Source organism: Nitrospira sp. (assembly GCA_030653545.1).
Lineage (GTDB): Bacteria > Nitrospirota > Nitrospiria > Nitrospirales > Nitrospiraceae > Nitrospira_D.
In genome coordinates this window covers 160,781-173,359 of the sequence record JAURZE010000038.1, presented here as the reverse complement: position 1 = coordinate 173,359, position 12,579 = coordinate 160,781, and the positions used below count along the sequence as shown (strand labels likewise).

Below are 12,579 nucleotides of genomic sequence, written 5' to 3'. Positions count from 1 at the left end.
ATGAAACGTTCTGAGTGATGCGCTATGCGCGGACTTCGAACCGATCTACACACAGCACGCACCAATCAAGACGTATTCAATGTTCCCGGTGTCCTTGCCGGAGGGGCCACACCCGTTCCCATACCGAACACGGAAGTTAAGCCCTCCAAGGCCGATGATACTGCTGCCGCGAGGCAGTGGGAAAGTAGGACGATGCCGGGTTACAAAAAGAAGCCTGCTGGTGAAAGCCAGCAGGCTTTCTTATTTTGAGATCGGTATCAACGTCCTGAAGAACTGGGCCTGTTTACCTGGCTAGCAGTAAGGCCATCGGCCACAATGGAAAGTGAAGCCTGCTGATTCATATCAGCAGGCTTTTTTATTGCCTGCATAGAAGAAGGGCAGGATCTTGAAGGGGAGAGAGCAAGTTCGAATCGGGGCTCGCTGCGAACGTTAGGGCCCGTCGGTTCCGGTCTGTCCGGTAAGGTGAGGTGGGAGACGCGGGAGGAACACCAGTTTTCCTGGAGAAGGAGACGCAGGCCGCTCGGCTGTTTCTGCGTGGGGCTTGTCCGGGAGGACGAGCGTGAAGACGGTGCCTTGGCCGACCGTGCTGCGGGCCTCCACTTTCCCGGCATGTTCCTGAATGATCTGGTGGACGATGGAAAGCCCGAGTCCGGTTCCGGCATGCTCAGTGCTTTCATGTTTCGTGGTGAAAAAGGGATCGAAGATGTGGGGGAGATCCTCGGGGGCAATTCCGCAGCCGGTATCCGAGACCTGGATCTGAATCCATCGCGTTCCGTCGAGTCGAGTCAGGTGCTGCGTGACGACGCTCAACCGTCCTCCCTGGACCTTCATCGCGTCCATGGCGTTCAGGATCAGATTCATCAACACCTGCTTGATCTGTTGTCGATCCACCATGATCGGCGCCAACGGCTCGGCCAGGTGCTTCTCGATTGTCACCCCCAGCGTCGAAGCCTTCACCTCGATGAAGTGGAGGCAGGACGCGACGATCTCGTTCAGCGATTCCGATGAGAACTTGGGTTTCATATAGCGGGCATAGTCGAGAATCTCTTCGATCAGGCGTTCGATACGCGCCAGATCGTCGGCCACCACGGCGCTGAACGAGTTCATAAAGTCGGCGTCATCGCGCCGAGAGGGCGCCAACTGGATGAAGGTCTTGATCGAAGTTAAGGGGTTCCGTATCTCGTGGGCGAATCCCCCCGCGATCGTTTCGAGCGAGCGCAGGCGGTCCGCTCGCCGGATGAGGAGCTGAGTCTGTTTCCAGTCCTCGTAGAGCATCGCATTGTCGAGCGCAATGGCCGCACTGTCGGCCAGCGAGCGGAGCAGATTGAGTTCATCCTGGGAATAGAAGTCCAGCGAAGGCTTGTGCCCCAGGTTCACAAATCCGATCAGGCGGGATTTATTGACCAGTGGAAGACAGACCTCCGAGTCCATCGTCGTCAGTGTGTCGAGCAGACCGGGCATCACTAGGTCGTCCGGGCCAGGAGGGTCGTCCTGTAGTTCTTCTTTGACGATTGGCTGGTTGCGCTCCAGGAGAAAGCGCGCAAACGATTCAGAGCTCGTGAGCCGGATGGAATGGGCCAGGGCCTCGTCCACTCCGTGCGAGGCTTTCAACGCGTAGCGGCCCGCCTCTTTGTCGAAGAGAAACAGGGACAGTTTCTCGATGCGCAGGACGGTCTGCAGCGTCCGCACGATCTCCTGCTGTAAATTGACGAGATCGAGATTCATGACCATGGCGTGGCTGAAGCGCGTCAACGTGTTGTAGGCGTCATACCGGCAGGGAAACAGCGCTTTGTTGAGCGCCGATTGCAGCCATGGCTGGAAGGTGACGTACAGAGCGGTGAACGCCACGGTGGCGCCCGCGAGCACGCTTGCCAGTGCGAGGGGGGAGAGGTCGCTCAGTCCCTGTGCGAGCAGCGCGAGCGCCAGCGTGAAGGGGACCAGGGGGAGATAGGTCGCACTCATCGACACGAACAGGGCGGCATCCAGCAGGTGGTACCGGAGAATGGCGATCGTCACCACCACGGTCAGCAGGAAAATGGGCACGTAGCCGAAGGGATACAGGTCGTACCCAAACGCGGGAAAGAAATCCACCGAGCCCAGGTAGGCGATCACAAAGGCAATCAGGACGAATTTGATCTGCTGGCGTCTGATCGGAGTCGTGGCCCTGCGGTAGGCGCACACGTAGTCGGTAAAGGCCGCGGTCATGTAAGCGAAGAACACAAGAAAGAACAGGGCGCTCGCCGGGCCCCACTGTGGGAAATACCCCCATCGGTAGAGACGAACGCCCGTCACGAAATCGTCGCGGAAGACGACGGCCAGGGCCAGCAGGGCGGCCAGCCCGTAGCCCAGCCGGATGAACCGTGAGCGCGGCAGCCGAAGAAACTCTGCGGAGAAGGCGTAAAACGCGACGGAAATGAACATGACGCCGACGTTATCGAGCCGGAACCAGGCCAACGCCTGCTCCGGCGTGGAGGCACAGAGCCCGATGCTGGTAGCGGTGAGCCACAGGGCAATGCTTGCGCACAGGACGAGGAAGTGGCGATGGGCGGCGGACCGGTGGTTTGACCGGTAGACCAGCAGTCCCAGTCCGAGCGTGACGCCTCCCATGAGCAACATGGGAATCGCATGCACGTTGATCGCGTAGCCGGAGGTGGTCATGGTCTGTTACGCCATTCTGGCTCGGGCGATGGTGGAGAGCTGCTCGTCGGTCACATAGCCGCTTGAGTTGCGAAATTTCGCCAGGCGGAACCCCAGAGCCCGGCCCGAGGCGATCATATGGGCGGCCAATGCCGGGTCGGCTTTGCCGAGAGAGTAGTGCCCGTGCCATCCGATGGCGGTCAAAATCATCGTTTCCGAGAGACAGCCGAGCGCTTCGCCCTGAGCGAGATCGAGATCGAAGTGCACGTCCACGTCGGGGGTGCATACCACAGCCGATTCGATCACGAGCACGTCGGGCCGCTGGCGAGGAATCTCTTCGGAGACATTCTTGGGCTGGGCCGCATCGATTACGATCGCGCCGGGCTTCAAGTGGGCCGCCGTCAGAAGAATGTACGGATTGTTTGTGGCGGCGATGACAATATCGGCCTCGCGGACGCAATCGAGATTCGACGTGCCCTCTGCGGCGGCCGGCTGGCAGGCGAGGTCCGTAAGCAGCGTCTGGACAGCATCCTTCTTAATGTCGATGATAATGAGCCGGGCGACCAGCCGGGCCAGCATCTTGGCACAGGAGGAGCCGACTGAACCGGCGCCGCCCACAATCGCGGCTGTCGCGTGCGGCAGGCTGAGATTCGTCAGGGCTGCGGCCTCCAGCACATTCTGCACGGCGATCGCCGCCGAATGGGGGTTGCCTGTCGTTAAGCCCAGCTGCACCTTGCCTTCGAGATCGCGGCCGTCGCGGGTCACGATCGACGTGAAGGCCCCCAGCCCGGCGATCGTGGCGCCCATCTTTTCGGCGAGGCGGACGGTTTGCAGCACCCGCTGACGGGCCAGGCGGGGATTGCGAATCATCTGTTCCGTCGTCAACGGAGAAATGAGCATCGCGCCCGTCGTCGGCGTCCCGTCCGCCATCGTCAGGCCGGTAATGTACGAGGCGACAAAGGGCCATTGATAGCGGAACCACCGCTCCACCAATCGGGTGGGCAGGAGGCGGGCGAAGGGAAACTTCCGCGGCACATCGTCCAGCATGCGGGGGTGTCCGATGAAGGCGAACGAAATCGGCGTCACGAACAGGCGCGCGACCCGCCCCGGCAGGAAGCGGATCGCCAGGTCGCGCAACAGTTGCGCGGCGAGTCGGAAGCCTTCCGCGACCAGGCTCCAGGACCAGGTCGTCGCCCCCGTGGCGCGGATCGGAGCGGCCTTCGGTGTCGGGTCCGACGGTAGCGTCGCGGGCGGTGCTCCGGCCGGTGGCACCGCGCTGCGTGGCGGCGCCTCGGCGACGAGGGGCAGGCGATAGGGGAGGGCAAAGGGATTATCGGTGATAAACAACGAGAGAATGGAGCGGGGATTGGCCGTGACCAGTTCGGCGCGGGCCGCCGCGCGCGCCACGTTGTCGGGAGCGCCGAGACTGTCCAGGTATGTCGCGAGTTCCTGGAATGCGGATTCGAGGACGCGCCGTTCGGCCTCGCCGAGCGAGGGCAACTCGATCTCGATGCGAAACTGGGCGGGTGAGACGTCGGCGTCCTCCGTCACGGCTGTGACCCGGCCGGCCAGCGGCATATAGGCGACATTCCGGCCGAAGTGGAAGAGCACTGAAAGCGACGTGCCGACCGACGCGGGGGAGTCGGTCACGAAAGACAGGCATGAGAGGCCGAGATCCTGGGTGACCCCCCTCGATAATGTGCCCTGGAAATCAGCGACGACGGGAAGACTGATGACAAGTTGGTCTGGGATCGTCTGGAGCATGAACTTCCTCTCCTTCTCGGTCCAAAGCACCGTCTATTCTCGCGGGGCTGTCGAGTATGGGGACGCCGGGTCCGCGGACGGGAAACCGCCATGGCGGCGGGACAGAGACAGTCGAGACGTGTCTTGTACTATTGTCCGCGATCCCTTGTTTGTCAACTAACGGCGTCCTCTCTGTCAACGACGCAAGCGGCCCCAGTCGTCGCCGCACGGCATGGCCGGTCGGATCTATACGACTAAGGCCGTCTGCCGCATGCCGCTGTACGGTCCAAAGATTCAGGCGGGAGTGAGTGGCCCGCGTCGGGGTGCGTTTGGATGGCGAAACAGGTATGCTGCCGCGACTCACGAGAGGCCCTGATGCACACGTCTTTGCGCGGAATGCCGCCGCTCTATACGCAAGTCCTCATCGCCGTCGCCTGTGGTGCGTGCCTTGGCGCCATCTTCGGTCAGGACCCCTATCTCGGCGGTCTGCGGAATGAGCAGCTGGGCAAGCTCGGCCTGTTCGTCGTCACGCTCCTGAAGACACTTGCGATCCCGCTCATCTTCTTTGCGATCCTCGATGCGTTGATCCGTACCAGCATTCCGCTTCGCCAGGGCGGCAAGCTGCTGGTCATTTGTCTGGTGAATGTCTCCGTCGCCATGGCCATCGGCCTGGCCATCATGAACTTCTGGCAGCCGGGCCTGGCCTGGCTGGGCCATGTCGATGAACTCCTCCACCTCGTACCCGGCACCACGCTTTCGTCGTCGGCGCTGGCCAACGTGCAGGCCGGCTCGCAGAGCCCGATCGAGTATCTGGCGTCCTATATTCCGCGCACCATCGCGGATCCCTTTTCCAGCAACAACATCATCGGTGTCGTGCTCCTCGCGCTCGTCCTGGGCGCGACCCTGCGCTACCTGCACGGCCGGTCAGGCCAAGCGGGCGGGGTGGTCTTGGCACTCGTGCAGGGAATCGAGCGCATCTATGGTTGGCTCGTGCAGATCCTCGGCTGGATCATCCTGGCTGTGCCGCTCGCCGTCTTCGGCGTCGTCGCCCAGGTCGTGGGGAAATCGGGCGTCGGCGTCTTCTCCGTGCTGTGGATCTTCCTTGTCGCCATGCTGGCAGGCCTCGCCATCCATTCACTCCTCTACTATCCGCTCGTCGCCTGGCTGGTCGGGAAAAAGAATCCCAAGATCTATCTGGGGCAGGGGGTCGACGCGATCATGACGGCGGTGTCCTGCAACAGCAGTCTCGCCACCGTGCCCGTCACTCTTCGGTGTTTGGAGCGTATGCAGGTCTCCGCACAATCCTCGCGGCTCGCGGCCTGCGTCGGGACGAACCTCAATAACGATGGCATCACCCTTTACGAAGCCATGGCCGCGCTGTTTCTCGCTCAGGCGCTGGGGTATGACCTGCCGATGGCCAAACAAGTCTTGATCGTCCTCGCGTCGATCATCGCCGGGGCGGGCGTCGCCGGCATTCCGGAAGCGGGGTTGATCGTCCTGCCGCTCGTGTTGGCCGCCGCCGGATTGCCGGACCACGTCATCATCGCGGCGATCCCGCTCATCATGACGGTGGACTGGATCATCGCCCGCGCCCGTTCCGGCGTAAACGTCATGAGCGACATGCTCGTCGCCATCCTCCTCGACGCGGGGCAGGGGGCTCAGGCTACAGCGCCTGTCACAGTGCCGGTCGCGATCCAGCCTCAATCAGAAACGGCTCCTCCAGCAGAACCGCAGCGGTTCTGAGACGCACTCGGCAGTCCCGGTAGTCTTGCCGGCAGGGGCTCTATTCGTGTATATACGAGAATGTGTTTACGTGGGACAGTAAGAAGGCGAGTGCCAACTTCGAAAAACACGGATCCCATTCGAAGAGGCCTCGATGATCTTTGTCGATGCCAATGCCTTGGACGGAGAAGATTCAGAACACTCCGCCTATGAGCATCGTCGCCGGCGTATAGGACAATCACTGGCAGGGCGAATCCTCTTCGTGGTGTATACGATACGAAGGAGAAACCATGAAAAAGAAACCATCCGGATCATCAGCGCAAGGCAGGCGAGCCGGAAAGAGCGTCAGGCCTATACCGGACGCGCAGATTGATTTCTCCGACATTCCGGAGGCGACGGACGCGGAATTACGGCGTATGCGTCGGGTGGGCAGGCCGACCACCGGTAGGGCGAAGCAGTTGATCGCGATTCGTCTCTCTCCGACGCTGTTGAGCCAGCTTCGCAAGATGGCCGCCAAGCAAGGGAAGCCCTATCAATCCCTGATTCATGAGCTCTTAGAAAAAGCTGCCGCGAAGGCGGCGTAGGATGTGCGTGGGGGGACGGCCAGTTCCGGATCGTCTTCGAAGCCATTCGCGAACTCATGACAGAGCCCGCCTCCAAATCCCGCCGCATCGGCTTCACAGCCTGACGAAGCCTCCTGGACATTTGCCGGACTCCGTCGTAGATTGCCCCGCAGTGGCAAGGACTCCTCGCAAATACTTCTCGATGATCCGCCAGTTTCACCTGGCTGACTTCCTCACGCTCGGGAACGGCGCCTGCGGGCTCGCGGCCGTCTTGTTGAGCATGCGCTACATGGGGAATCAGTCGGCGTCCCATTTCCTCGCCGCCACCGCCCTGGCGCCGGCGGCCCTCCTCTTCGACTGGCTCGACGGCCGGGTCGCCCGCTGGCGGCACATGCAATCGCCGCTCGGGCGGGAGCTGGATTCGCTGGCCGACGTCATCTCGTTCGGAGTCGCGCCCGCCGCGCTCGGGTATGCCGCCGGCTTGCAGGGAGGGTGGGACTGGATCGCACTCACCTATTTCGTCTGTTGCGGCGTCAGCCGGCTGGCCCGGTACAACGTCACCGCCGAAACGCTGTCCGCGGGGAAGGACACAGTGGCCTACTTCGAAGGCACGCCCATTCCCACCACCGTCGTGTTGACCGCCGTCCTGGCCCTGGCCGCCTGGCAAGACCGGCTGGGCGAGCAGCTCTATTGGGGCGTCTGGACCGTCGGGCCCTGCGACCTGCACCCCTTGTCCTTGCTCTTCGTCCTCTCCGGCAGCTTGATGATCAGCACCATCCGCATTCCCAAGGTATAGGGGCGGGCAGCCTGGTCGTCTTCCTGCTCGTGGAACGCGCGGCCCGTTGGGAGTACGCGGCGTCTTGGCGCCGCGAGGGCGGGCGGGTGAAATAGGTGTGGGCCCTCGTTCGACGCGCGCAATCCACTCAGCAGAGTCTTTCCCTCCTCACCGGCTCGCCCGCATGCTGCTCTCCTGAAAATGATTCGGCAGCAGCATGATGCAGTTGGGGTTGAACCCCTGCGCTTTCAACGTGTCGATGCTCCCCAGGACTGTGTCGTTCTTCAGGTCGATCACCGTGATGGACCCGTCGCTCAGGCCATCCAAATTCAGCAGACTATTCTGGACGAAGAGGTACCGTTCATCGGGCGACAGCACACTATGATGAGCGCCGGCAGCGGCGGCAATCGTTTTGAGGAACTTCGGCTGCCGCGGATCGGTATTGTCATACAGATTCACATACCCCGGCTTGGCCGTGGTGACGAACAAGCGGTCCCCTTTTTTGTTGTAAAGCATTTCCAACGGCATCCCTTGTTCCCGTGGACCGAAGTCATCGACCTGATTGAAGGAAAACGACCGGGCCTTCGGATCCCAGACTCCGGCCCACAGCGTCCCTTCCATCATATTGGTGATGTGCACCACGGGAGGATCAGCCTTCGGGCTGAACATGATTTCGACGGGAGCGGATTTCGCGGGAGAAGGTTTCGTCGAGATTTTGTGCGTCGAGAGCACGTTCCCGGTACTGGCTTCCAGTACCGTAACCGACTCACCCACCTCCGACATATCCGGCTTGACGGAGCTGGTGACGAGGACGCGATCGATACCATTATGAATCGCAATCCCGTGCGGATACAGAATGTAGGCCGCTGCCGGTGCCGCCGCGCTGATCGTCTTGATCGGTTTATCGAGGCGCGCGTCGCCCATAATCACCTTGCTCGAACCCATACAGGTGAGGTACCAGGTCCGGTTATCTTCCGAGACGACGAGATCCTCGCCGACCTGGCAGTCCGGCACATCAATCGCACGCAGGCGATAGGGGAAATGGGTGAGGTCTATGACATGCAACAGGCTTTTCCCCAAGGACGTGATATAAGCCTTGCTCCGGTCGCGATTGAAGAAAATGTGGTGCGCGACGAGGTCGGGCGGAAGGGGAATCTCCATCAGGATCTTCCCGAAGTCCGCAGAGTCGGGATCAATGTCCATGATGGCGATGCCTTCGCGCCGCACCGGCTGGCCCGGCTTGCTCTCATAGTTCAAGAGAGCCAGAATTTCAGCTGAAGCCAGGGCCGTAGAGGAGAGGAGCAGCACAACAGTGACGAAGAGGATTCGGAAGCGTCGCATGATTGCCTCCTTTCTGGTGGGAACAGTGAAAACGGTACTCTTCTCCCAAGCTCGAATCAATCGGTAAACCCTCTGAGGCCGATCCCCCCTAGTCCCGCAGTTCCCGTCTTCAGCTCTTACGCCCTCAACTCAGTACCAAGGACTCAGGACTTCCGTGGAGCACTCAGCACTTCCAGGGACTGAGAGGGGCGCATTGCTGGAGTTCCCGGCGGGTTTTGGCTACACTACGCGCAGGAGACATGAGATGAGCATCCGCCAACTACTCCAGTCCAAACGAAGCCAAATCCTCCAAATTGCCGCACGGCATGGTGCGCGAAAGGTACGGGTATTCGGATCAGTCGCGCGCGGCACCGCTCGTCGGAACAGTGACATCGACTTTCTCGTCGAGATGGAAGAAGGTCGAAGCCTGCTGGACCATGCGGCGTTGGTACTCGATCTGGAACGGCTGCTCAAGCGCTCTGTCGACGTCGCATCCGAGCGCGGGCTCCGCCGCCTGGTTCGAAAAGACGTGCTGAAAGATGCCGTTGCCCTATGAAAGACATCGTAGCAGCCACCGCCTTGGAGGGCTATGACGTTCGTCTACGCTTTGAAGATGGCGTCGTGGGTGAGCTCGATCTTTCGGCGGTGATGAAGTTTGAAGGTGTGTTTGCTCCGCTGAAGAATCTCGACCGCTTCAGGGAACTCAGTGTTCATCCAGATCTTGGCACCATCTATTGGCCAAACGGAGCCGACCTCGATCCCGCCGTCCTCTATGCCCGTGTCACCGGAATGCCCATCCCAACCTACGAGATCAAAGTCGGCAGCCACTAGGTCGTCTGATCTGGTTCTCTCCCTCTCTCGGCTGTAGCCTGAATCCCCATACTCAGCACCCAGCACGTCCGCTCCCCCCAACGTGTGACGGCTCACGTCTTCCGCCTCCCACATGTCCATCGTTTACCTGGTCCCTGTCACCGTTTCGGCGTCGGCCTCAGGAAATTCACGACTCGGCCCTAGTAGTCCTACGGGGCGGGGCGTCAGAACGCGCAGAACACAGCGCCGACGAGCGTGTTTCACCGTTCACCTGTCACCAGCGGCGTGTCACGTCCCCTAAAAGGCGGGGTGATTTCCTGGCAATAACAGGGTATTCTGCGCCCTCCGTTCCCTCACCGCTGCGCGGAGAATTTCTGCATGTTTGAACAAGCGTTTAGAAATATTGATGATGTGCTTCGGAAGGAGGCTGGCTGTACTACCGAGCTGGACTATACCGAGCAGACCTCGTGGTTGTTGTTCCTCAAGTATCTCGATGGGTTGGAGCAGGATAAGGCCGACGAAGCGAAGCTGGAGGGCAAACGATACAGCTTCATTCTCGACAAAGATTTTCGCTGGGAGAGCTGGGCCGCGCCCAAGGGGAAAGACGGCAAGCTCGATCACAATAAGGCCCTGACCGGCAGTGATTTGAGCGAGTTCGTCAATCTGAAGCTCTTTCCCTACCTGCACAGCTTCAAGCAGAAGGCCAGCGGGCCGAACACCATCGAGTACAAGATCGGTGAAATCTTCGGCGAAATTAAGAACAGGATCCAGAGCGGCTACAACCTCCGCGAGATCATCGACCACATCGACGAACTGCGCTTCCGCTCGCAGACCGAAAAGCACGAGCTGTCGCACCTCTACGAAGCCAAGATCAAGAACATGGGCAACGCCGGGCGCAACGGCGGCGAGTATTACACCCCGCGTCCGCTCATTCGCGCCATGGTGCAGGTGGTCAAACCGAAGATCGGCGACAAGATCTACGACGGGGCCTGCGGGTCGGCGGGCTTCTTGTGCGAGGCCTTCGACTACTTGAAGTCAAAGGGCAACCTGACGACGAAAGACCTCACCACGCTCCAAACCCGCACCTTCTACGGGAAGGAAAAGAAGTCCCTCGCCTACGTCATGGCGATCATGAACATGATTCTGCATGGCATCGAGGCACCGAACATCATCCACACCAACACGCTCACCGAGAACCTCGCCGACATTCAGGAGAAGGACCGCTATGACGTCGTGCTGGCCAATCCGCCCTTCGGAGGGAAAGAGCGGAAGGAAGTGCAGCAGAACTTCCCCATCCGCACCGGCGAGACGGCGTTTCTGTTCCTCCAACATTTCATCAAGATGCTCAGGGCGGGCGGACGCGGCGGCGTGGTCATCAAGAATACGTTCCTCTCCAACACCGACAACGCTTCTGTGAGCCTACGCAAATTGCTCTTGGAGAGCTGCAATCTGCACACCGTGCTCGACTGTCCCGGCGGCACGTTTCAGGGCGCGGGTGTGAAGACCGTGGTGCTCTTCTTCGACAAAGGTGCGCCGACACGCAAGGTCTGGTTCTACCAGCTAGACCCGGGCCGCAGCCTCGGCAAGACCAACCCGCTCAACGACGCCGACCTCGCTGAGTTCGTTAAATTGCAGAAGACCTTCGCCGACTCACCCAAGAGTTGGAGCGTGGATGCGAAGACCATCGACCAGACGACCTTCGATCTCTCCGTGAAGAACCCGAACGGTGGAGAGGCCATCACGCACCGCAGTCCGGAGGACATCATGGACGAGATTGCTGCGCTGGATAAGGAGAGCGCGGAGGTGTTGAGGAATATCAGGGCGTTGCTATGAAGAAGGGGTGGCCAACGAAAACACTAGGGCAGTTGTGCCAACTCATTTCTGGTCAGCATATCGAGGCGAAAGACTACAACACAGAGTCTCGCGGCGTCGGCTATCTCACTGGCCCTTCCGACTTTGGGCCTTTGAATCCGGTCATCTCGAAGTGGACAGAACATCCGAAGGTCAAAGCAAAGTGTGGTGACGTTCTGATTACTGTCAAAGGATCAGGCGTCGGCAAAATCAACTTGCTAGACCAAGACGAAGTTGCGATAAGTCGCCAGTTGATGGCTGTGCGGGTAACGGGCGCTGACTCTAGATTTGTCCATGCGATCCTCAGTTCGACGTTTGACCACTTCCAATCATTGTCCACCGGCGCGGCAATCCCTGGAATCTCACGGGAGCAGGTTCTTGGATTGAAAATTGCGCTTCCTCCGCTCCCCGAACAGCAGCGGATCGTCGGCATCCTCGACGAAGCGTTTGAGGGCCTGGCCACCGCCACAGCCAACGCAGAAAAGAACCTCCACAACGCCCGCGCCCTCTTCGAAAGCCACCTCCAATCGGTCTTCACTCAGCGCGGAAAGGGGTGGGTGGAGAAGACACTCGGCGATGTGTGCGAGTTTGAGAATGGTGATCGTGGGAAAAACTATCCCAACCGCCATGAGTATGTTCAGTCCGGGATTCCTTGGATTAATACGGGACACATTCAGCCTGACGGAACTCTTTCTATGAAAGAAATGAACTTTATCACTCGGGAGAAATTCGACTCGCTTCGCAGTGGTAAGATTCAGACAGGCGACTTGGTTTATTGCTTGAGAGGTGCAACGCTTGGTAAAACCGCTTTTGTCGATCCGCTCACCGAGGGCGCAGTCGCGTCTTCTCTGGTCATTGTCCGCCCGTCGTCACTTCTGGACAGCAAGTTTCTCTATTTCTTTCTCACCAGCCCATTCGGACAGGGGCTCATCAAAGGATTTGAGAATGGAGCTGCCCAGCCCAATCTCGGAGCACGGAGCGTTGCGAAATATCCGATTCCAATTCCTCCAGCCGTAGATCAAAGACGAATCGCCGAAAGACTGATGGACCTCCGCCAAGAAACCAAACGCCTCGAATCCATCTATCAGCAAAAGCTCGCCGCGCTGGACGAATTGAAGAAGTCGCTGCTGCACCAGGCCTTTGCCGGTCAACTGTAGG

At 59.9% G+C, this 12,579-nt stretch carries 10 protein-coding genes and 1 rRNA gene; 8 read left to right on the top strand and 3 right to left on the bottom strand.

What is annotated here, in order from left to right; all coding sequences use genetic code 11:
• Positions 1 to 84 precede the first annotated feature (84 nt).
• Positions 85 to 201, top strand: a 5S ribosomal RNA gene (gene rrf / locus Q7U39_18945).
• Between the two features lie 228 nt (positions 202 to 429).
• Here rrf and Q7U39_18940 read toward each other — a convergent pair.
• The gene (locus tag Q7U39_18940) at positions 430 to 2,658 is read right to left on the bottom strand and encodes an ATP-binding protein (protein ID MDO9120039.1); all 2,229 of its coding nucleotides are present in this window, start codon (positions 2,656 to 2,658) and stop codon (positions 430 to 432) included.
• 6 nt (positions 2,659 to 2,664) lie between these two features.
• Positions 2,665 to 4,401: a hypothetical protein gene (locus Q7U39_18935; GenBank protein MDO9120038.1), complete on the bottom strand. Its 1,737-nt coding sequence runs from the start codon at positions 4,399 to 4,401 to the stop codon at positions 2,665 to 2,667.
• A gap of 354 nt (positions 4,402 to 4,755) precedes the next feature.
• On the opposite strand from Q7U39_18935, the gene Q7U39_18930 reads away from it, so the two are divergent.
• The 3 genes from Q7U39_18930 to Q7U39_18920 all read left to right on the top strand — a co-directional run bounded on the left by Q7U39_18930 (position 4,756) and on the right by Q7U39_18920 (position 7,461).
• A complete protein-coding gene (locus Q7U39_18930; protein ID MDO9120037.1) occupies positions 4,756 to 6,123 on the top strand; it encodes a dicarboxylate/amino acid:cation symporter in 1,368 nt (455 codons plus the stop codon).
• Positions 6,124 to 6,392: 269 nt separating this feature from the next.
• On the top strand, positions 6,393 to 6,686 hold the full coding sequence (locus Q7U39_18925; protein ID MDO9120036.1) for a BrnA antitoxin family protein: 294 nt from the start codon (positions 6,393 to 6,395) through the stop codon (positions 6,684 to 6,686).
• 181 nt (positions 6,687 to 6,867) lie between these two features.
• Complete coding sequence (locus Q7U39_18920) at positions 6,868 to 7,461, top strand: CDP-alcohol phosphatidyltransferase family protein (protein ID MDO9120035.1); 594 nt, start codon at positions 6,868 to 6,870, stop codon at positions 7,459 to 7,461.
• A gap of 147 nt (positions 7,462 to 7,608) precedes the next feature.
• Here Q7U39_18920 and Q7U39_18915 read toward each other — a convergent pair whose 3' ends face one another.
• On the bottom strand, positions 7,609 to 8,781 hold the full coding sequence (locus tag Q7U39_18915) for a YncE family protein (GenBank protein ID MDO9120034.1): 1,173 nt from the start codon (positions 8,779 to 8,781) through the stop codon (positions 7,609 to 7,611).
• Between the two features lie 244 nt (positions 8,782 to 9,025).
• On the opposite strand from Q7U39_18915, the gene Q7U39_18910 reads away from it, so the two are divergent.
• The 4 genes from Q7U39_18910 (at position 9,026) to Q7U39_18895 (ending at position 12,578) form a co-directional block, all read left to right on the top strand.
• Positions 9,026 to 9,316 (top strand): nucleotidyltransferase family protein, encoded by a 291-nt coding sequence (locus Q7U39_18910; GenBank protein MDO9120033.1) that lies wholly within the window; start codon positions 9,026 to 9,028, stop codon positions 9,314 to 9,316.
• A complete protein-coding gene (locus tag Q7U39_18905) occupies positions 9,313 to 9,591 on the top strand; it encodes a DUF2442 domain-containing protein (protein ID MDO9120032.1) in 279 nt (92 codons plus the stop codon). The genes Q7U39_18910 and Q7U39_18905 overlap by 4 nt, the downstream gene beginning before the upstream one ends.
• Before the next feature lie 357 nt (positions 9,592 to 9,948).
• Positions 9,949 to 11,403 (top strand): N-6 DNA methylase, encoded by a 1,455-nt coding sequence (locus Q7U39_18900; GenBank protein ID MDO9120031.1) that lies wholly within the window; start codon positions 9,949 to 9,951, stop codon positions 11,401 to 11,403.
• On the top strand, positions 11,400 to 12,578 hold the full coding sequence (locus Q7U39_18895) for a restriction endonuclease subunit S (protein ID MDO9120030.1): 1,179 nt from the start codon (positions 11,400 to 11,402) through the stop codon (positions 12,576 to 12,578). Before Q7U39_18900 ends, Q7U39_18895 begins: the two co-directional genes overlap by 4 nt.
• Position 12,579 lies beyond the last annotated feature (1 nt).